The sequence below is a fragment of the Hanstruepera flava genome, from assembly GCF_023634025.1.
In the GTDB taxonomy this organism is placed as follows: domain Bacteria; phylum Bacteroidota; class Bacteroidia; order Flavobacteriales; family Flavobacteriaceae; genus Hanstruepera; species Hanstruepera flava.
The window spans coordinates 800,158-821,847 of record NZ_JALJCW010000001.1 but is presented as its reverse complement, the minus strand read 5'-3'; the positions used below and the strand labels follow the sequence as shown (position 1 = coordinate 821,847).

Annotated in this window: 19 protein-coding genes; 7 read left to right on the top strand and 12 right to left on the bottom strand. The window is 34.6% G+C overall.

The window, feature by feature from the left end; genetic code table 11:
• Positions 1 to 3: 3 nt before the first annotated feature.
• Together MTX13_RS03910 and rpsO are read right to left on the bottom strand one after the other, a co-directional pair.
• Positions 4 to 2,253, bottom strand: a complete 2,250-nt coding sequence (locus tag MTX13_RS03910) for a polyribonucleotide nucleotidyltransferase (protein WP_250433075.1) — start codon at positions 2,251 to 2,253, stop codon at positions 4 to 6.
• 270 nt (positions 2,254 to 2,523) lie between these two features.
• A complete protein-coding gene (rpsO, locus tag MTX13_RS03905; protein ID WP_223032844.1) occupies positions 2,524 to 2,793 on the bottom strand; it encodes a 30S ribosomal protein S15 in 270 nt (89 codons plus the stop codon).
• A 183-nt stretch (positions 2,794 to 2,976) separates the two neighbouring features.
• Between rpsO and MTX13_RS03900 the strand changes: the two genes are divergently transcribed.
• Positions 2,977 to 3,819, top strand: coding sequence for a hypothetical protein (locus MTX13_RS03900; protein ID WP_250433074.1), 843 nt, complete (start codon positions 2,977 to 2,979; stop codon positions 3,817 to 3,819).
• 45 nt (positions 3,820 to 3,864) lie between these two features.
• Here the strand turns inward: MTX13_RS03900 and accD are convergent, their stop codons facing one another.
• From accD to tamL, 3 genes are read right to left on the bottom strand one after another with little or no spacing between them, the layout of a single operon-like run.
• Positions 3,865 to 4,722: an acetyl-CoA carboxylase, carboxyltransferase subunit beta gene (accD, locus tag MTX13_RS03895; RefSeq protein WP_250433073.1), complete on the bottom strand. Its 858-nt coding sequence runs from the start codon at positions 4,720 to 4,722 to the stop codon at positions 3,865 to 3,867.
• A gap of 35 nt (positions 4,723 to 4,757) precedes the next feature.
• The gene (gene fbaA / locus MTX13_RS03890) at positions 4,758 to 5,825 is read right to left on the bottom strand and encodes a class II fructose-bisphosphate aldolase (protein ID WP_250433072.1); all 1,068 of its coding nucleotides are present in this window, start codon (positions 5,823 to 5,825) and stop codon (positions 4,758 to 4,760) included.
• Between the two features lie 46 nt (positions 5,826 to 5,871).
• Positions 5,872 to 8,397: a translocation and assembly module lipoprotein TamL gene (tamL, locus tag MTX13_RS03885; protein ID WP_250433071.1), complete on the bottom strand. Its 2,526-nt coding sequence runs from the start codon at positions 8,395 to 8,397 to the stop codon at positions 5,872 to 5,874.
• Between the two features lie 187 nt (positions 8,398 to 8,584).
• Between tamL and MTX13_RS03880 the strand changes: the two genes are divergently transcribed.
• Positions 8,585 to 9,316, top strand: coding sequence for a TrmH family RNA methyltransferase (locus MTX13_RS03880; RefSeq protein WP_250433070.1), 732 nt, complete (start codon positions 8,585 to 8,587; stop codon positions 9,314 to 9,316).
• On the opposite strand, the gene porT is transcribed toward MTX13_RS03880, so the two are convergent.
• The gene (gene porT, locus MTX13_RS03875; protein ID WP_250433069.1) at positions 9,303 to 10,016 is read right to left on the bottom strand and encodes a type IX secretion/gliding motility protein PorT/SprT; all 714 of its coding nucleotides are present in this window, start codon (positions 10,014 to 10,016) and stop codon (positions 9,303 to 9,305) included. The genes MTX13_RS03880 and porT overlap by 14 nt on opposite strands.
• Positions 10,017 to 10,020: 4 nt before the next feature.
• Complete coding sequence (gene ubiE / locus MTX13_RS03870; protein WP_250433068.1) at positions 10,021 to 10,746, bottom strand: bifunctional demethylmenaquinone methyltransferase/2-methoxy-6-polyprenyl-1,4-benzoquinol methylase UbiE; 726 nt, start codon at positions 10,744 to 10,746, stop codon at positions 10,021 to 10,023.
• 136 nt (positions 10,747 to 10,882) lie between these two features.
• Between ubiE and trkA the strand changes: the two genes are divergently transcribed.
• From trkA to MTX13_RS03850, 4 genes are all read left to right on the top strand, one after another.
• Positions 10,883 to 12,232, top strand: coding sequence for a Trk system potassium transporter TrkA (trkA, locus tag MTX13_RS03865; RefSeq protein ID WP_250433067.1), 1,350 nt, complete (start codon positions 10,883 to 10,885; stop codon positions 12,230 to 12,232).
• Between the two features lies 1 nt (position 12,233).
• Positions 12,234 to 13,727, top strand: a complete 1,494-nt coding sequence (locus tag MTX13_RS03860; RefSeq protein WP_250433066.1) for a TrkH family potassium uptake protein — start codon at positions 12,234 to 12,236, stop codon at positions 13,725 to 13,727.
• An 87-nt stretch (positions 13,728 to 13,814) separates the two neighbouring features.
• The gene (locus MTX13_RS03855; RefSeq protein ID WP_250433065.1) at positions 13,815 to 14,069 is read left to right on the top strand and encodes a hypothetical protein; all 255 of its coding nucleotides are present in this window, start codon (positions 13,815 to 13,817) and stop codon (positions 14,067 to 14,069) included.
• 213 nt (positions 14,070 to 14,282) lie between these two features.
• Positions 14,283 to 14,543, top strand: a complete 261-nt coding sequence (locus tag MTX13_RS03850) for a hypothetical protein (RefSeq protein ID WP_250433064.1) — start codon at positions 14,283 to 14,285, stop codon at positions 14,541 to 14,543.
• A gap of 41 nt (positions 14,544 to 14,584) precedes the next feature.
• On the opposite strand, the gene MTX13_RS03845 is transcribed toward MTX13_RS03850, so the two are convergent.
• The gene (locus tag MTX13_RS03845; RefSeq protein ID WP_250433063.1) at positions 14,585 to 15,772 is read right to left on the bottom strand and encodes a pyridoxal phosphate-dependent aminotransferase; all 1,188 of its coding nucleotides are present in this window, start codon (positions 15,770 to 15,772) and stop codon (positions 14,585 to 14,587) included.
• A gap of 30 nt (positions 15,773 to 15,802) precedes the next feature.
• Positions 15,803 to 16,897, bottom strand: a complete 1,095-nt coding sequence (locus MTX13_RS03840) for a fatty acid desaturase family protein (RefSeq protein WP_250433062.1) — start codon at positions 16,895 to 16,897, stop codon at positions 15,803 to 15,805.
• A 143-nt stretch (positions 16,898 to 17,040) separates the two neighbouring features.
• Here MTX13_RS03840 and rsmG point away from each other — a divergent pair, with 143 nt between their 5' ends.
• The gene (gene rsmG / locus MTX13_RS03835; protein WP_250433061.1) at positions 17,041 to 17,670 is read left to right on the top strand and encodes a 16S rRNA (guanine(527)-N(7))-methyltransferase RsmG; all 630 of its coding nucleotides are present in this window, start codon (positions 17,041 to 17,043) and stop codon (positions 17,668 to 17,670) included.
• On the opposite strand, the gene MTX13_RS03830 is transcribed toward rsmG, so the two are convergent.
• The 3 genes from MTX13_RS03830 to pruA form a co-directional block, all read right to left on the bottom strand.
• On the bottom strand, positions 17,667 to 18,170 hold the full coding sequence (locus MTX13_RS03830; protein WP_250433060.1) for a hypothetical protein: 504 nt from the start codon (positions 18,168 to 18,170) through the stop codon (positions 17,667 to 17,669). The genes rsmG and MTX13_RS03830 overlap by 4 nt on opposite strands.
• Before the next feature lie 29 nt (positions 18,171 to 18,199).
• On the bottom strand, positions 18,200 to 19,876 hold the full coding sequence (locus tag MTX13_RS03825; RefSeq protein ID WP_250433059.1) for a T9SS type A sorting domain-containing protein: 1,677 nt from the start codon (positions 19,874 to 19,876) through the stop codon (positions 18,200 to 18,202).
• A gap of 100 nt (positions 19,877 to 19,976) precedes the next feature.
• Positions 19,977 to 21,602, bottom strand: coding sequence for an L-glutamate gamma-semialdehyde dehydrogenase (gene pruA / locus MTX13_RS03820; RefSeq protein ID WP_250433058.1), 1,626 nt, complete (start codon positions 21,600 to 21,602; stop codon positions 19,977 to 19,979).
• Between the last annotated feature and the right edge of the window lie 88 nt (positions 21,603 to 21,690).

Here is a 21,690-nt window from a genome sequence, read left to right as displayed (position 1 = left end):
ATATTATTCTCCTTTATTACCCTCACGTGGTTTTCTGTCATCACGACGGTTGTCACGGCCACGATTATCGCGTCCGCGATTGTTATTGCCTCCACGGTTATTTTCGCGTTTTGGTCTATCTTGCCAACCTTCCGGTTTTGGTAAAATAGCCTTACGGGATACTTTTTCCTTTTTGGTTCTTGAGTCAATACCAAAGTATTTTACATCAAAAACGTCTCCCATGTTTACAACATCTGATACATTTTCTGTGCGCTCCCAAGCTAATTCGCTCACATGTAATAATACTTCATTTCCAGGAGCTTCAGTATATTCAACAACTGCACCAAAATCAAGCATTTTTATGACCTTTACTTCGTAAATGCTACCTACTTCTGGTTTAAATTTCAAGGAATCAATTTTGGCTAATACCATATCGATACCTTCTTGATCTGTACCAAGAATTTCTACAATACCTTCTTCAGTTACTGGGTCTTCATTGATAACGATAGTTGTTTTGGTTTCCTTTTGTAATTCTTGAATCACTTTTCCACCAGGACCAATGAATGCGCCAATAAGTTCATTAGGTAAAATAGCTGTAACCATTTTTGGAGCATGTGGTTTTACATCTGCATTAGGTGTAGCAATAGTATCGGTTAATTTTTCAAGGATATGTAAACGACCATCACGAGCTTGTTTTAAGGCATTCACTAAAATCTCATACGATAGGCCTTTTACCTTAATGTCCATTTGGCAAGCCGTAATACCATCGGCTGTTCCAGTAACTTTAAAGTCCATGTCACCTAAATGGTCCTCATCACCTAAAATATCAGATAATACAGCGTATTTTCCAGACTCAACATCTGTAATTAATCCCATGGCGATACCTGAAACCGGTTTTTTCATTTGAACACCAGCATCCATAAGCGCCATAGTTCCCGAACAAACCGTTGCCATAGAAGATGAACCGTTAGATTCCAATACTTCTGAAACCACACGTACGGTGTATGGGCAATCTTCAGGAACCATGCCTTTTAATGCACGTTGGGCCAAGTTACCATGTCCTACTTCACGACGCGATGTGCCACGAATTGGTCTTGCTTCACCAGTTGAAAAAGGCGGGAAGTTATAGTGTAGATAGAAACGTTCTTCACCTTCAAAAGATGGCATATCAATTTGGTTGGCTTCTCTAGAAGTTCCTAACGTTACCGTTGCCAATGCTTGAGTTTCACCACGTGTAAAGATGGCTGAACCATGAGTGGATGGTAAATAATCAACCTCACACCAAATTGGTCTAATTTCATCAGTCTTACGACCATCTAATCTTAACCCTTCGTTAAGTGTTAAATCACGTACAGCAGCTTTTTCAGCTTTACTGTAGTATTTAGATACCAATCCGCCAATATCTTCCAATTCTTCTTCAGAAAAAGTAGCTAATATGTCTTCTTTTATTTCGGCAAATGCAGCGCCTCTTTCATGTTTAGAAGAGCCTGCTTTTGCAACAGCATATACTTTATCGTATGCCATATCGTGAATTTTCTTTGCTAATTCTTCATCTTCGCGTTCTGGCTCATATTCACGTACTTCTTTCTTTCCGAATGCTTCAGCTAATCGCACTTGAGCATCACATTGTACTTTAATGGCTTCATGCGCAGCTTTGATTGCTTCAGTCATTTCTTCTTCAGAAATCTCATCCATTTCACCTTCAACCATCATAACAGAATCTGCCGAAGCACCAATCATCATATCGATATCAGATTCTTCTAATTGCGATAATGTTGGGTTAATGACAAATTCGCCATTTACTCTACCTACGCGGACTTCAGAAATAGGACATTCAAAAGGTAAATCACTTAATTGAATAGCCGCAGAAGCAGCTAAACCAGCCATAGCATCTGGCATCACATTCTCGTCATGAGACATCAATTGAATCATAACTTGCGTTTCACTGTGATAATCTTTTGGGAATAGCGGACGTAATACACGGTCTACTAAACGCATAGTTAATACTTCGCCATCACTAGGTCTGGCTTCTCTTTTAAAGAATCCACCTGGATAACGACCAGCCGCAGCAAATTTTTCACGATAATCTACTGTTAAGGGTAAAAAGTCAACATCAGCTTGTTTGTAGTTGGAAACAACGGTGCATAATAACATACAGTTTCCAGATTGAACAACAACAGAACCATGTGCCTGCTTTGCTAGTTTTCCGGTTTCGATAGAAATTTCTCTACCATCACCAAGGTCTATGACCTCTTTAAATACTTTTGGAATCATAAATTTTTAATTCTAATTCTAATGTTTTAGTGCATTAGAATTCAGTTAAACAATGGTCGTTGTGTTGTTGTGTAGTTGTTGTGAGACCAATGAAAAACTATAATTAGCTTCTTCTATTGTCATTACGAATCACGCTTTTGGCGTGATGTGGCAATCTATTGAGATTTCCACGTTTCGACTGCGCTCAACGCAGACTAGTTACATTTCTCGTAATGACATTGTAACGTTATTATAAAACAAAAAAGAGGCGTAAAGCCTCTTATTCTGTGATTATTTTCTTAATCCTAATTCTTTAACTATGGCACGATATCTCATGATATCCTTTTTAGTTAAGTAGTCAAGTAATGCACGACGCTTACCTACTAGCTTTACTAATGAACGCTCCGTATTAAAATCTTTACGATTTTGTTTTAAGTGTTCTGTTAAATGATTAATTCTGTGCGTAAACAACGCAATCTGAGCTTCTGCTGTACCGGTATCGTTTTTACCTTTACCGTATTTAGAGAAAATCTCTTCTTTTACTTCTTTAGTTAAATACATGCTAATATTATTGTAAATGATTGTTATGTATATGAAAGCCTTTCTTTCAAGCGGCAAATATAGTAATTTTTAACCATTTACAAGTTTTCTTCAAAATAATTATTTCTTCTGAAAAAGTAATTTTAATTAAACCTTTGCGTTATAATACAGTCTTAACATTATATTAACTATAAAAAAGTAATGATGAAAACATTTAAATTAACAAAGGTGGTTTTAGCTCTTGTGGTTTTAGGGCTGACTTTTACTGCATGTACCGAAAATGAAACATCAGATCCAGTTTCTGAAGAACAGAATGTATCTGAAGTTGTGCAATCTGCCGAAATGGATCAAGTTTCTGCTGCATTAGAAGATTTTATTATTGACATTTATGAAGATCAGGAAGATGCCGAAGCGCGTGGAATGTCAGTTTCTAGAAGAAACATGCCAGACTGTGTAACGGTTACATTAGTGGCTCAACAAAATTTTAGAGAATTAACCATTGATTTTGGTGATGATGATTGTATGGTGCGTGGTCATGTGTATCGTGGTCAAATTGTATTAACATATACGCGTGATCCTCAAGCACAACAAATTACACTAGGTTATGTATTAAACGATTTTTATTTTGATAGGAAACAAGTTATTGGAAGTAACTCTATTTTAAAGGAATTATCAAATACCAATGGAAACCCACAATTTACACATACGGTTGACTTAACAGTTGTTTGGCCCAATGGCGTTCAAGCTTCACGTGACGGACAAGTTGTAAGAGAGTGGATTGAAGGTCACGGATCGGGAGTTTTTACAGATAATGTTTGGGAAGTTACTGGTTATTGGAATGCCAACTTTGCCAGCGGTAATTCACACACTTATGAATCTGTGTTACCTTTACGAAGAGAAGCAACTTGTTATCATTTTGTAGCCGGATCTATTGATGTTCAACGTACTTTTTTTGGCGGTGTTTTAGATTATGGTGCTGGAGAATGTGATAATTTAGGAACCTTTACTTTTAATAATGGTAATACAATAGATATTGTTTTAAGATAAATTTAAATAAGCATAAAAAAAAGCGACCTTTTTTGGTCGCTTTTTTTATTCTCTTAATGGTTGATTGGTAATTAAGTCTATATACAAATTAACCTTCTTTTTTAAATCTTTTCTATGGGTGATAAAATCTAAAAACCCATGTTCCAATAAAAATTCGGAAGTTTGAAATCCTTCAGGTAATTCCTGTCCTGTAGTATCACGCACAACACGAGGTCCAGCAAAACCAATTAAGGCTCCAGGTTCCGCAATATTAATATCGCCCAACATAGCAAATGATGCCGTGGTTCCACCCGTTGTAGGGTCTGTACATAAAGAAATATAAGGAATACCAGCATCAGCCAATTGAGCTAATTTAACCGATGTTTTTGCCAATTGCATAAGTGACAATGCGGCTTCCATCATACGAGCTCCACCTGATTTTGAGATAATCATAAATGGAATTTTCTTTTTTAAGGAATAATCAGCTGCACGTGCTATTTTTTCACCTACAACACTACCCATTGATCCTCCAATGAATGCAAAATCCATACAAGCTACCACCAAATCCTTTCCTTTGGATTTTCCAACAGCCGTACGAACAGCATCTTTTAGTTTAGTTTTTTCCTGTGCAGCTTTTAAACGATCAGGATACTTTTTAGTGTCTTCAAATTTTAACGGATCTTTAGACTCTAATTTGGTGTCTAATTCTTTATACTTATTATCATCAAATAAGATGCTGAAATATTCATTACTACCAATGCGCACATGATAACCATCTTCTGGGCTAACAAAATAGTTTTGTTCCAATTCTTTTGCATCAACTATTTTACCTGTTGGAGATTTATACCATAAACCTCTAGGCGTATCTTTCTTCTGTTCCGTAGAGGTTTGAATCCCCTTTTCTTTCCTTTTAAACCAAGCCATTACTATTTCCTTTAGATGTTAGTTAGGGTGCAAATTTATAAAGTATTTACATTATTAAGGTCTTCAAACGCCTTTTTTAAACGATCGACAAAAGCATTTTCGCCTTTTCGTAACCATACTCTAGGATCGTAGTGTTTTTTATTTGGTACATCATCACCCTCTGGGTTTCCAATTTGACTGGCCAGATAAGCTTCTTTTTCTTTCATATAATCGCGAACCCCACTCATAAAGGCATATTGCATATCTGTATCAATATTCATTTTTATTACACCATATCCTATGGCCTCACGAATTTCTTCTACAGTTGAACCTGATCCACCATGAAAAACAAAATCGATATGATTATGTCCTAAACCAAACTTGTTAGATACATATTCTTGAGAATTTTTAAGAATTTTAGGCGTTAGTTTTACATTTCCAGGTTTGTAAACACCATGAACATTACCAAAAGCCGCAGCTATTGTAAATTGGTTACTCACTTTACTTAACTCTTCGTAAGCGTAGGCTACCTCTTCTGGTTGGGTGTATAGTTTTGAATCGTCGACATCTGTATTGTCTACGCCATCTTCTTCACCACCAGTAATACCTAATTCTATTTCTAGGGTCATACCTATCTTGCTCATACGCGCAAGATATTGTTTGCATATTTCAATGTTTTCTTCAATAGGCTCTTCACTTAAATCTATCATATGCGAACTGTATAGTGATTTTCCAGTTTCAGCAAAGTGTTTTTCGCTGGCCTCCAATAATCCGTCTATCCAAGGCAATAATTTTTTGGCACAATGGTCTGTATGTAAAATTACGGGAACACCATAGGCTTCAGCCATAAGATGAACATGTTTTGCGCCAGCAATACTTCCAGCAATAGCTGCTTTTTGATTTTCGTTTGATAAACCCTTTCCAGCGTTAAATGCCGCACCTCCATTTGAAAATTGAATAATAACGGGTGCGTTTAAATCTCTTGCAGTTTCCAAAACACCATTAATGCTGCTTGAGCCAATAACATTTACTGCTGGTAAGGCAAATCCTTTTTCTTTAGCTAGTTTAAATATAGCCTGAACTTCTTGTCCAGTTGCAACTCCTGGCTTTATATTATGTGACATGTACTTTTAATTTTAATGATTAACAAAAATAAGAAAAAAAGATAGGCTAGAAAGGGTAATTGATACCAATGTTATAAACAGCATTTCTGAAGTTGTAATCTTTAAACCAACGTTCGCCATCTGGGTAAGAAGGGTCATAGGTTTTGAAGCCAATATCGAATCTAAAAACCAAGAATCCAAAATCATAACGTAAGCCAAAACCGGAGCCTAATGCAATATCCTTGAGTGAGCTTAAACTATCAAAAGTGGCATTTGGGTCTTGGACATTATCCAGAACATTCCAAATGTTTCCTGCATCGGCAAAAAGCGCACCATATATGTCATCAAAAATATTGAAACGATATTCTGCATTAAATGCCAGCTTTAAATTAGCTTCGTTAAATTCGTTATTACTTTCAGAGCTACCTGGCCCGAGACTATATGCTGTCCATGCTCTATTATCATTTGTGCCACCTGCGAAGAAACTCTTTGCAAAGGGGATACTGTTTGAGTTGCCGTAAGGAATGGCGATGCCAAAAAATCCGCGAACTGCAAAAACGCGTTTTTTGCCCAAGTCCCAATGTTTTATGTAGTCGAATTCTGTTTTTACATATTGGGAAAATACCACATCTAGAATTTCATAATTACCATCGGCATTTTTCTCTTTTCCGAAAGCGTTTGACATTAGTGAGGCGAAATTACCAGCTGTTTCAACTTTACCTCTGAAAATGAAAAAATTCTCGTCAAACAAACTTGTTCTGTTATCCAGAACATAACTGAAAGCAGAAGAAAATATAAGGTTGTTTTCTGTTAAACGTGTTTTCCGTTCGTCAATATAGCTAATGTCTTGAATATCATCATCTGTTAAGCCTGGTGGAGGCGTATCACTCAAGACTTCGCTAATAAATTGATCTGCTTGTTCGGGTATAATTAAATCTTCACCTGGTCCAACATATCCAATGTCTTGTGCAATTTCATTTAATTGATCGTAAGATGTAGAATAAACGTTAAAATAATTATTTGGATTTAAGTTTCTTACATACTGAACATTAAATAAATCTAAACGATTTGTAACCTTGGTGTTGGGTTTCCATTGGTAATTAAGAGTCCCAGATAGTGTACGTTTATCTAAACCAATATTGGTTTGGCTTGATGTAGATAAACTAACGCTAGACCTCGGTGACATGGATTTGGGAATAAGCTTGTCTGTATTAAAAGGCGAGAAAATTCTTGGAAAAGTTAACATTAAATCGGCACCCCATTCTTGTATGTCAAAAAACCTGTCTTCATCATTTGCAGCATCTTTTGATGCGCCAATAGAACCAAATGCCGTTAATTGCAAGGTTTCAGCTTTTCCAAATACGTTACGCATTAAAATGGATGGATTAAACGCCAAGCCTATTTGTTGGATATTGCTTTGGGAAACCTCTGCACTAAATTCTAAACCAAACTTTTTTAACGGTGTTAAAAAAACGTTGGCCGTTAGCGTTGTGTCTGGATTTTCAATATACTCTATATTTGGATATTTGAAGGTTCGTAATTCTGAAATATAACGGTAAGACAAAGTTCGGTCTCTATCCTTAAATACTTCTCCTGGCGTTATAAAAACAGCATCGGTTAGTGCCTTTGGTTTAAACCGTAGTTTGTCGTTGCTATAAAGGTTGTAGCCATCTACGCTTAAGGAGTCTTTTATAGTTTTATCCTTGTTTAAGTAGGAGTAATCTGTATAAATATTAACTTCTTTAATCTTATATATTTTAAAAGGCTCTGTTCGTGTTGAATCTTCATTTTTAATAACACGATCACTAATTTGAAGTTCGACATCTACTTTTTTGTTTGTTCTTACTGTGTCCATTTCAAAGAACACATAATCTTCACTAAAATGATATACACCATTGTTTCTGAAATTACTTGTCAAGCGATCTTTCTCTAATCCAAAGGTTTTGGTTTTATAGCGCTCGTTTAGTTTTATTGTAGATTCTTTTTTTGACAATTGATACAAAGAGTCAATAACCGGAGATTCAATTTTGGTTTTGAGGGAGTTCACGATGTAAGGCTCACCTGTTTCTACAAAATAATCTACCGTTGCTCTTTTGTTATCCAATCTATTTGTTTTAGATGTAACTTTGGCATTAAACCAGCCATTATTAAAATAGTAGGCCTCCAGTCTGTTTAAAGATCTGTTTGTTTTTTCGTCATTGACAATAACGGGAGCTTCTCCAGTTTTTTTGAGCCATTTATTAAAGCCTATTCTAGCCTCTACATATTTGTTCAGTTGTTTTTTTGACAAAAACTTTTCTAAACGTTCCCGCTTATTGGGTTTTGAATCTATGTTGGAATTAACAATAGAGTCTATATTGGGTCTCGCCAGATTGTACAGATAGAGTCTAAAAGGAATTCCCAAAAAATTGATGTTCTCTTTTTGGTACAATAAATTATTTATGGTTTCGGTTTTATTGACTTTGTCATTTACATAAATGGTATTCTTGTCAAGTAGGTGTTCTCCATCGTTAACTCTTTTAATAGAATTACAAGATGCTAGAAGCAAGGCTATAAAAATATTTAATACTATTTTTGAAGAGTCTATTTTCAAGAAGAACTGAATTATAAGTATATTATATTTTTTAAATTTTAGAGAATAAAATACGGTTTGTATTAGCCTTCTCAAAAATACATTATTTCAATTGAAATATATATTTAAATTGATTTGTGTTTTTTAACTCAATGTAAACCATCTCTATTTACCAAATCCAATTTAACAACTAACGCAAAATGTTTGTATGATATCGAAAAATCAAATTAAACTAATTCAGAGTTTAAAGCAAAAAAAGTTTAGAAACGAATATCAATTATTTGTTGCTGAAGGCATTAAAACCATTACTGAACTTTTAGCGTCACATTTTGATTTACATCAATTATATGTAACAGAATCTTGCAATATTGATGCCAATAATAAAGCAATCATATCTGAAACGGAATTAAAAAAGATAAGTTTCTTAAAAACACCTAATAAAGCATTGGCCGTTTTTAAGATGCCAGAAATATTACCTATAGACCACTATGGTTTAATAGTTGCCTTAGATGATGTTCGGGATCCTGGTAATTTAGGCACTATTATTCGTTTGTGCGATTGGTTTGGTATTCGCGATTTGGTATGCAGCAGCGAAACGGTTGATTGTTATAATCCAAAAGTTGTTCAAGCAACCATGGGTTCAATCACAAGAGTGAATATTACATATACCAATTTAGAACAAGTTTTTAGTGAAAATGATTCACAGGTTTTTGGTGCTTTTATGGATGGTAAAAATGTTTACCAATATAATTTACCCCAAAAGGGCGTGCTTGTTTTAGGTAATGAAGCCAACGGTATATCACGTTCTATAGAAAGATTGGTAACCGAAAGAATTTCAATTCCTCGTTTTGGCTCATTGCAAGCTACAGAAAGTTTAAATGTGGCTACAGCAACGGCTATATTGTTAAGCGAATTTAAGAGAAATTCTATTGAAAAGTAAGGTTTATAAAAACACCTCGGGTTTTCATTGAATTAATATTACCAGTCCATGGACTATTTGGATCTACATCAGGAACGACTTCATCGTTAATAGCAAAAACCCCTCGAATAGATGGTGTGAATTTAAAGAATGCTAAATAAAAATCAACTCCAAAACCAACTTCGTAAAATAACATATTGGTTTTGGTTCTAAATTGCCCAGAACTATTGTCGTCTGGGTTTTTTTCGTTACTGGATAGGTTTATTGCAGTAGATATTCCGCCAACCACAAACGGTTTAAAATTGTTTAACCGTTTTGATGAAAATTTAACTAATAACGGAATATATATGTAAGTCGATTTCACTTCTCGCATTAAATCCGACTCTGTATATTCAATACCATCAAAATAGCTTTCGTCGTAAGTAAGGTTTCTGGTTGTTATGGTAAGACCAGGCTCTAGGCGCAAATCTATATATTCCATAATTCTTAAATTACCAATTAAACCAACATTAAAACCAACGCTTTTATCTACAAGAATATCAGGTTTGTCTTCATTATAATCAAAATTAAAGTCCATATTATTGAAACCTAAATAGTAACCCCAAGACAATCTTTTCTTGTCTTCATTTTCTAGGTTTCTAATTTTTTCTTTACTAAAAAGCTGTGCATTAGATGTTTGCGCAAAGCATAGAAAAGCAAAAAGTAATACGACTTGTCTCATATATTTATTTTGATGCTGTATAAATTGTTGCCACTCCCAAAGTTTGTGGTAAATCAGTAACATTAATAAACCCAATTTTACGTAAAATATTGTTTAGTTTTTCACCATATGGAAAAACAGATGCCGATTCGCTTAAATATTTATAAGCATTTTTGTCTTTAGAGAATAACCTTCCAATTTTGGGTAAAACGTATTTTGTGTAAAAATTGTAGCCCTGTTTAAAAGGTGTTTTTGTAGGCACCGAAGTTTCTAAAATCACAAAAATGCCATTTGGTTTTAGCACACGATAGATTTCGGCCAAGCCTTTATTTAAGGTTTCAAAATTTCTTATGCCAAAAGCTACAGTTATGGCATCAAAAGTATTATCCTCAAAAGGCATATTTTCAGAGTCGCCCAAAACCATTTCTATAGTTTGGTCTAATCCTTTTTTGGTTATTTTTTGTTTGCCAACGTTTAGCATACCACTACTAATGTCTAAGCCTACAATTTTGGTGGCTTTGGTTTCGGCTAGCTGAATGGCAAGATCGCCCGTTCCCGTAGCAATATCTAAAATAGATTCTGGTTTTTTTTCGCCAACAAGCGCTACTACTTTTTTTCGCCATGAAACATCAATACCGAATGAGATAACACGGTTTAAGCCATCGTAATCTTCAGAAATGGTATCAAACATTTTGGTAACCTGTTCTTTCTTACCTAGCTTACTGTCTTTATATGGTTTTACTTTCGACAAAGTCTTAAATTTTGGCAAATATAAACTTTTCATAAGGCATTAAGCAACTAGTTGGCAAATAATTATAATCGCTCCATAATTAATGGTGAATCGTATTTTTTGGCTTATATTTGTACTGCTTTTTAGTTTACTACACATGAAAATAATTATTGCTGGTGCTGGTGAAGTTGGATTTCATTTAGCAAAATTATTGTCTTTTGAATCTCAAGAAATAACCTTAATAGATACCAATAAAGATAGTTTGCTTTACGCAGATAATCATTTAGATATCAAGGTCATAAAAGGCGATGCTACATCAATTGCCATACTTAAGGAAGGACGTGTTGAATCGAGTGATTTGGTTATAGCTGTGACGTCTTCTGAAACTACAAATATTACGGTTTGTGTATTGGCAAAACAGTTGGGAGCCAAACGTACTATTGCTAGAATTTCTAACACGGAATTTATTCATTACAAAGACGAGGTTGGGTTCACCAAGTTTGGTATAGATGAGCTTATTTCTCCTGAAGCATTAGCTGCTGCTGAAATTAGATTGCTGTTGGACCAATCGGCTTTTAGTGATACGTATGCTTTTGAAGATGGCGCCTTAACTATGGTTGGTTTAGACTTGTCTAGAACCATGGCTTTTGTTGGTAAAACTGTTAAAGAAGCTGCAGGAATATTTCCTGAAATTCACTTTGTACCTATAGCCATTCAACGTTTTGGAACACAATATACCATTATTCCGAGAGGTGACACACAATTAAAAGAAGGTGATCATGTCGTTTTTATCACATCTGAAGGTGGTGCCGAAGAGTTATGTAAAATAACCGGTAAAATTAATACCGAAATTAAGAATGTTATGATTCTTGGAGGAAGTAAAATTGGTTATAAAACTGCCCGAGATTTAGCAAATAGTCATTTAAATATTAAACTTATTGAAAAAGACAAGGCTCGTGCATTTGATTTAGCAGATGAATTGCCAAATGTTTTAGTGATTAACGGTGATGGTCGTAATGTTGATTTGTTAGATGAAGAAAGTATTGGTGAAATGGATGCTTTTATAGCGGTTACTGGTAATAGCGAAATTAATATTATGTCTAGTCTTGTTGCGAAGTCTAAAAATGTAAGAAAGACAATAGCGTTAGTTGAAAACATGGACTATTTTGAATTATCGCAATCAATTGGTATTGATACCTTGATTAATAAAAAACTGCTTGCTGCCAATAATATATTTAGATATGTGCGTAGAGGCGATGTTGTTGCTATGACGAAGTTGAACAACATGGATGCCGAACTTTTAGAGTTTAAGGTTAAATCCAGTTCTACAATTTGTAACAAACTTATTAAAGATGTTGGTTTTCCGCGTTCTGCAATTATTGGTGGTGTTATTCGTGATGATATTGGATATATAGCCCTTGGTGATTTTAAAATACAAGAAGGTGATCGTGTGGTTATTTGTGGTTTGCCTCGTTCTATAGAACATGTTGAAAAGCTTTTCCTCTAAAATGAGACTTAATTATAAAATCATATTTCACTTTTTAGGACTTTTACTTCTATTTAATGGAGGTTTTATATTGCTGTCTTCGTTAGTGAGTTTCATTTATAAAGATGGCGTTACTGCTAACCTTTTACTTGGCGGCATAATTACATCGGCAATTGGTACTTTAGTTATGTTTAGAACTAAAGACCATAAAAAAGAAATGAATAAACGCGAAGGTTATATTGTTGTAACTTTTGGTTGGATAATAATGGCACTATCAGGTACATTGCCTTATGTGTTAACAGGAGTAATTCCAGAGTTTACAAATGCTTTTTTTGAAACTATGTCTGGTTATACTACCACTGGAGCGTCTATTTTAAACGATATAGAATCGGTGCCTTATGGAGTGCTTTTCTGGCGTAGTTTGACCCATTGGATAGGCGGTATGGGAATTATAGTTTTGGCAGTAGCTATCTTGCCGCTTTTAGGAATAGGGGGTATGCAAATGTTTGCTGCCGAAGCACCTGGACCCAATGCCGATAAACTTCATCCAAGAATAACCGATACGGCTAAAAGATTATGGTTGATCTATTTTGGCTACACAGCTTTAGAAACCATATTGCTTAAAGTAGCCGGAATGTCCTTTTTTGATGCCATAAACCATGCTATGTGTACGCTTTCAACAGGAGGGTTTTCAACTAAAAATGCAAGTATAGCCCATTGGAATAGCCAACCTGTTATTCAGTATATTATTATAGTGTTCATGTTTTTGGCAGGAACCAATTTTGTTTTAAGTTATTTTGCGTTTAAGGGAAAAGTTCAAAAAATTATTAAAGATGAAGAGTTTAAACTTTATTTTAAATTCATAATTGTCTTTACTATTATTGCTTCACTTATAATTTACTTTAAGGCCGACCATTCCATATCATCTATTGAACACCCTATGGTTTGGGGAGAGGGAGAAAGTGCTGTTAGGCATGCGCTTTTTCAAGTATTGGCTATAATTACTACAACAGGATTTGTTACTGCTGATTACACACTTTGGACGCCCTTTTTGGTAGTATTCTTTTTTGGATTAATGTTTCTTGGCGGTTCAGCAGGAAGTACATCTGGAGGTGTAAAAGTGGTAAGGCATTTATTAATGATAAAAAATGGATTTGTAGAATTTAGACGTTCATTACACCCTAATGCTATTCTGCCTGTACGTTATAATACCAAATCGGTTTCTGGTGATATTGTTTTTAATATTCTTGCTTTCTTTATTTTGTACATGTTATCCTTTATCATTGGAGCATTGGTTTTTTCAATGTTTGGTATCAATTTTGAATCTTCTGTAGGTCTTGCAGCTTCAAGCTTGGGTAATGTAGGACCAGCTTTGGGCGATTTTGGTCCTGTAAATAATTATGCAGCCTTACCAGATTTAGGCAAATGGTGGAGTGCGTTTTTAATGTTGCTAGGTAGGCTTGAGCTTTTTACCGTTCTCATATTGTTAACACCTTTCTTTTGGCGTAATAGGTAGCCGCTTTGTACTGGAATAATATTTACTGTAACATTTTTTCGAATTGCTCGTCTATATAGTACAATCAATCAAAAAATAATACTTATTATGAATACTATAACCACACAACAGGAACCTGAATCCCTTCTTTTAGATGAAACTAAAACAATTTTAGATAAACCTTCAGGGATTTTGATTTCTAATTATAAAATGGCTGCAGTACACAATTACGATAACCTGGATTCTAATTCTATTTTTGGTAAGAAGCAATTAGCAAAAAGCTATTTGTTTAACACGAATTCTGGTGTTGAATTCGCTATTAGGGTTTCAGCTTTTTTGGGGTTATTCTTCTTTCTTTTTTAAAAAGAATTTCATTTAACTTCTCATTGAAATATTACACCTGTAACATTTTGTAAGATTTTACTACTAATATATAAAGCGCTTTTTTCGGATTGTTAACTGATTGTCTTTTGAGCGTATTCTCAAGAACTATCTTTTATATGTTAGGTGACCGAAATGATATTTAAATTTTGGTTATGTATTCTAGTTACAGGTTTGAATTAAAAAACAAGGTCAATGAGTTTTGGAGTAGTACAATCTGCTATAACAGCAATAAAGAATAATAAGAGTTTAATGTCTCATAGAGACAAATTGCAAAACACATTATCTGGAAGAAGTAGAAGTAAACTCGAATTTAAAAATTCAGCTACAGAAGCGGATTTAGAAAAAATACGATTACGTTTAAAACATGAAAACAAACAAAAGCGAACAAGGATTTTGATTGTTTTTGGAATGTTAATGATATTGGTTATAAGTGTGTTTATCTACTTTTTTTAAAGTAAAAAGCCACTTGATAGTGGCTTTAATTTTTATTGGTTTTAACTAACAACTTCCTTAATACGCTTTATTGCTTCAATAATTTGTTCTTGACTAGCTGCATAAGAAATACGTATACAATCAGGATTTCCAAAGGCATCGCCAGTTACCGTAGCTACTAAAGCTTCTTCCAATAAGAAAAGAGAGAAATCAGTTGCATTATTAATGGTTTTTCCATGTAATGTTTTTCCAAAGAAAGCCGATACATTTGGGAATACGTAAAAAGCACCTTCTGGAGTGTTGTTTACAAAGCCTGGAACATCCTCAAGAAGTTTTAAAACCAAATCACGACGAACCTTAAATTCATCTATCATATATTTTACACGAGTTGGCGATTCATTTAAGGCAGTTATGGTGGCACGTTGGGCAATACAATTGGCTCCACTGGTAATCTGGCCTTGCATTTTATTGCAAGCTCTAGCTATTTCAGTTGGCGCGCCAATATAACCAATACGCCAGCCTGTCATGGCAAAGGCTTTAGATACACCATTTACAGTAATGGTTCTATCAAACATATCGCTAAATTCAGCCATGCTTGCATGTCCATTTTCAGTAAAATTTATATGCTCATAAATCTCATCTGAAACGACATAGATATTTGGGTGCTTTTGTAAAACGTCGGCTAATGCCCGTAATTCTTTTTTACTATAAAGCGATCCGCTTGGATTGCAAGGCGAACTATACCAAATCATTTTTGTTTTTGGTGTAATAGCGGCTTCCAATTGTTCAGGAGTCATTTTAAAATCGGTATCGATTGTGGTTTTGACTTCTACCGGAATTCCTTGAGAAACAGAAACAATATCGGAATAGCTTACCCAATAAGGGCATGGTAAAATAACTTCATCACCTGGGTTTATGAGTACTTGAGCAACATTATATAATGCCTGTTTTGCTCCTGTTGACACAACAATTTGGGGTAAAGTATAATCTAAATTGTTATCCCTTTTAAACTTTTTTATTATAGCTTCTTTTAGGTCAACATAACCATCAACTGGTGTGTAAGAATTGTAATCATCATTAATGGCATTAATGGCGGCTTCCTTTATATAGTCTGGTGTGTTAAAATCAGGTTCGCCTAAACTTAATCCTATAATATCTTTACCTTCAGCACGTAATTCTCTTGCTTTTGCTGCCATAGCTAAAGTGGCAGATGTAGACATATTTAAAACTCTATCTGATAGTAGGCTCATGTGGTTAGTTATTTCGAATTACTACGGTTATTATGCTAATTGCGGATTTCTACCTAAAACTTTTAGCTGTCTGTAATGTTCGGCAATTGCTGTCCAAATAGATTGGTATTCGTTATATGGCAAGCTAAATTCTTTAGCAGTTTCTTTTACAATTTTAGCAATATCTCTATAGTGAATATGACTAATATTTGAAAATAAATGATGCTCCACTTGTCTGTTTAAACCTCCAGTGTAAAACTCTACAATCCAACTTTCAGGTGAGAAATTCGAAGTTGTAAATAATTGGTGAATAGCCCAAGTGTTTTTCATGTTGCCATTTTCGTCTGGTAATGGCATCTCGGTATTGGGCATAACATGCGCTAATTGGAAAATCACACTTAAGATAATTCCTGCTGTATAATGCATGATAAAAAATCCAATTAAAACTTGCCACCATGAGTAACCTAGCGATAGCGGTAAAACCACCCAAATGGCATAATATAAAATTTTACCAATAATTAATTTTGTCCATTGCGTTGCTGGATTTGGGAATTCGCCATAAGACAACCGCCTTTTTAAGTATTGGTAAGTTTGTTTGAAATCTGTAGTTATAGCCCAATTTACTGTAAGTAGCCCATATAAAAAGAAGGCGTAAAACCTTTGGTACTTATGAATTTTAAACCATTTGGCATGTTTTGAGAAGCGAATAATTCTACCTGCATCAATATCCTCATCATGACCTTGAATATTGGTATAGGTATGGTGTAAAACATTATGCTGAACTTTCCAATTGTAATCATTTCCTGCTAAAATATGAATACTGCTACCCATTAATTTATTAACCCATTTTTTACTCGAAAATGAGCCATGATTGGCATCATGCATAACATTCATACCTACGCCAGCCATTCCAACTCCAATTGTCATCATGCAGATAACTTGAAGCCAAGTAGGTAAGTCAAGGGTTAGTAATAAAACTAAAGGGCCAAGTAATAAAGTAAACATAATTATGGCTTTGGTGTAAAGCTTCCAATTACCTGTTTTTTTAATGTTATTTTCTTTAAAATAGTTGTTAACGCGTTTGTTTAGCGTTCTAAAAAATTTAGCCGGATCCGATTTCGAAAAGGTTAAAGTTTGCTGTGTCATTTTCATGCTATTAAATGTTTATAACGATTAAAAATTTAAATCATTATATGGTGCCAAATATAAATAATTAACAGAGTTATCTTTGTAAAGATTTCATAAAATGTCCACAATATTTGTGCTACTTTTGTGGAAAAGTAAAAAACATGCAGCTTATTTTAAAATATTTTCCTGATTTAACTGAAGATCAAGTTGATAAATTCAAAAAGTTGGAAGCCTTGTATCAAGACTGGAACTTAAAAATTAATGTAGTTTCCAGAAAGGATATTGATGAGTTGTATTTGCGCCATGTTTTACATTCATTAGCCATTGCGAAAGTTATTCGGTTTAAAGATGGAGCAAAAATAATGGATGTAGGTACAGGAGGTGGTTTTCCTGGTATTCCATTGGCTATTTTGTTTCCTGAATGTTCTTTTCATTTGGTAGATAGTATTGCAAAAAAGTTAAAAGTTGTTGATGAAGTTGTAGAAGGTTTGGGGCTTGAAAATGTAAAAACCACCCATTCTCGAGTTGAGGATATAGACGATACATATGATTTTATTGTAAGTCGTGCAGTGGCAGCCATGCCAACATTCGTACATTGGATAAAGGGCAGAGTTGCCAAAAAACAAAATCACGAATTGAAAAATGGTATCTTATATCTTAAAGGTGGAGATTTAAGTGAGGAGCTTCAAAATTATTCTAAAGCGACTATTTATAATATCTCTGACTTTTACACGGAGGATTTTTTTGATACAAAAAAAGTGGTTCACTTACCAATTAAATTTAAAGGTTAAGTTTTTTTTCTTTTAAAAACAAGTTCTAAAAATTCCTCTTTTCCAATTATTTTGATCAACTCCACGTATGAAACGTATATCGTCAAGAAGATAAATAAGACAATTTGAATGATCCAAAATTGAGACCATTTAATTTCATGTATTAAATTCTTATTGGCCTGGAAAAATGATTGATATTTTGAGATAAGAGGAATTATTTCTTCTAAATACCGAAATATAAAAACAAATATTCCATAAATAAATACCTTCCAAAGAATTCGATGGATTAAATTGTTTTCTTCAAATAGTTTCAAAGCTTTTAAGCTGTCTGCAATTAAGATGGCTTTACCGACAATCAAAGCACCTATTGTAGCAACAATTGACGAACTTATACTTACACCATACTCATCGGCAATAAGCGACTTTATAAAATACAGGATATGAAAAACCACCAAAAAGTATATGGTAGGCGGTAGCATGTCAATAAGTTCCTTTTTTAAAAATAACAGGAATTTTTTCATTAATGTTATATCATAAAACTAACGCGACCTCAATTAACTATTATCTTCGATTTATACTTGCCACCTTCTTTAGTTTGTATATCTAAAACATAAACTCCTAATGAAAGATTTATTGGAATACTGGTTCTATTATTTAACGTAATTGTTTCTTTAAAAACTTGTTTTCCGGTCATGTCAAAAATTGATATCAAAGACTCATGATAAACACCTTCGCTTAATATTGTAATTTGATCTTCAACTGGATTTTGTTGTAACTTAATTTCAAAGTTGATTAGTGAATTGTCAGTTATTCCTAATGTTTCACCGCGTATTTCAGCTAAAGCAAAAGCAACGTTTCCATCTGTTAATGTAACATGAGGTTCATTGATCACCGGAATGTAAGTGTTGTCAAAAGGCGAATCATTAATATCTGGAGTAGCATACCAATTGGGTTCTGAACTAATAGCCAAGCCACTTAAGGTTGGAATGAAATCAAAATATTGTTCATTTAAATTTTGAACGAATTCAGTAATAATTGGGTTTGTGCCATCATCAAAAGAAAACAAATCAAATTGACCTCCAGGAGCGTTATCTAGTCCATCAGATGATGCAGTTGATTCAGCGGAAGCATTATACGAAAAACCAGTAACCCAGTTGCCAGGAATAATAATTTCGGCTTGCCCTATAAAATCTGTAACTACAATGCTTTGGCTAGCTAATGGCGCAAAATTAACTGTAATAATGGCTCTTGTATTTACGGTTCCAAATGGAGGAACATCAGCAGCTCCTGTATCAAAAGTGTGGTTTATTAATTCGGTACCAGGAGTACCAGTCATTTGTCCAGACCCACTGCCGTTTGTTATTGAGACATTCCTTGAATCTTGAGGAAACCCCATACCGTCTAATTCAGTTTGAAAAGCATCTCTAAAATTTGGTGCTCCAATAGGGGTGTGTGTAATGGCTGCTTGATTGTATCCTGAACCATCAACATGTGCTAAATAGTGGTCGATTAGCATTTGCTTAGCAGCAGCACTATTTAATAACCCGGAAACAAGAGGTTCGGCTTCTGAAATACCTGGATCACCATTAACCATGTAATTGAATAAATACTGAATGCCAATTGGGACATGTGCGCCTTGGTGTGGAGAATCAAACGAAATATATAATCTTGTATCATGATCTAAAGTTTGGCTTTCCATATAGGTTAATGCATATCTTGAAATTAGCCCACCCATACTTGGCCCAATTACAACATTCTGTTCGGCGTCCATAACTTTATCTTGGTTAATGGTATTAATTAGTTCAACTAAAATATAAGCGTTTCTTTGAATAAAATCAGCACCACCTCTAATTAATGTTGTGCCGTCTGTAGGGCTTAAATATTCTTCTGGAAAATTCAATACAATTAAATCGTATCCTTCATCTCGTACGATGTCTCCTAAATTTTCATTGGAGTTGCCATAATCCAATAAACTGTACATGGAGTCTATGTCGCGTGAGTCGTTAGGGTCAAAGCCATCAACAAAAATAATGGGCTTGTCTAACACACCATCTACGTTATCATAAAATATTTTGTATTCACCCGAACCTAATAATGCCGAAGGCTCTCCAAAACCTTGGTACGGAATAGTTGCATCTATTGTAGTAATGGCACTTTCTCCACCAGGTGTTTGTGCATAAAGTACGCTTGATATAATTAAAACAAATAATAAAGTAATTTTTTTCATGGGTTGATTAATTGATTGCTCTATAAAAGTAATGTTTTTTTATAAAAAAAGCTACTCAAATCTTGAGTAGCTTTTGCGTAATGTATTTAATAACAAATTGTTAACCTAAAAATGGGTAGCGATAATCTGTTGGTGTAACAAAGGTTTCCTTTATCATTCTAGGAGATACCCAACGTAACAAGTTTTGTGCAGAACCAGCTTTGTCATTTGTTCCAGAAGCTCGGGCTCCACCAAATGGTTGTTGGCCTACTACAGCTCCAGTTGGTTTGTCATTAATATAGAAGTTTCCAGCACAATTTTGTAAGGCTGTTGTTGCTTCATTAATAGCATAACGATCGGTTGCGAGAATAGCGCCAGTTAGAGCATATTCACTAGTTTCGTCAACTAACTTTAATGTTTCAGAATATTTATCGGCATCGTAGACATAAATAGTGATTACGGGCCCAAACAACTCCGTGCACATTGTTTCGTATTTTGGATTGCTTGTAAGAATAACTGTTGGTTCAATAAAATACCCTTTAGATTTATCGTAATTTCCACCAACAATAATTTCTGCATCGGTATCAGCTTTTGCAGCATCAATATATTTAGCTAATTTATCGAAAGAACCTTCATGAATTACAGCTGTAATGAAATTACTCATATCTTCAGGAGAGCCCATTTTGAATGATTTTACATCTTCAATTACATAGTTCTTAACATCATCCCATAAATTATTTGGAATATAGGCACGAGAAGCTGCACTACATTTTTGACCTTGAAATTCAAAAGCACCACGAGAAATTGCTGTTGCTACTTGTTTGGCATTCGCTGATTTATGTGCAATGATAAAGTCTTTACCACCAGTTTCACCAACAATTCTTGGATACGTTTTATAATTATGAATATTATTTCCTATTTGTTTCCAGAGCTCTTTAAAGATAAATGTAGAGCCTGTAAAATGTAATCCGGAAAAGTCTGGACTAGCCATAACCGTGTTTGTAATCATAACTGGATCACCAAAAACAACATTTATAACGCCGTCTGGAACACCAGCTTCTTTAAAGACATCCATAATTACTTTAGCAGAATAAATTTGACTATCACTTGGCTTCCAAACGACAACATTACCCATTAAAGCCATACAAGCTGGGAGATTTCCTGCAATTGCGGTAAAGTTAAATGGTGTTACGGCATAAGTAAAGCCTTCAAGCGGTCTATATTCAATGCGGTTCCAAGCATCACTAGTGCTTTCTGGTTGCTCCATATAAATATCGGTCATGAACTGAACATTGAAGCGTAGGAAATCTATTAGCTCACAAGCCGAATCAATTTCAGCTTGGTGAATGGTTTTTGACTGTGCTATCATGGTAGCTGCATTAATCTTTGCGCGATAAGGTCCTGCAATTAGTTCGGCAGCTTTAAGGAAAATACCGGCACGTTGTTCCCATGGTAATTGAGACCAGGTTTTACGAGCCTCTAAAGCTGTAGCAATAGCTTCTTCAACGTGCGATTTTTCAGCTGTATGATAAGTTCCCACAATATGTTGATGATCATGAGGAGGTGACATGGTTTGTGTGTTTCCTGTTTTAACATCGTTTCCATTAATGTACATTGGCACATCAATTTTACTGTTAAACATGTCTTTATATGCTTTCAATACTGCTTCACGTTCTGGTGAACCTGGAGCATAAGACATAACAGGTTCGTTAACAGCTATTGGTACATTAAAAAATCCTTTTCCCATGGGTGTTTTATTTTTACAATTAGTATAAATTTCGAGCTGCAAAGTTACGATTTTTTTGGCTATTTTTTTGAAAGAAAGCCTCTTAAAA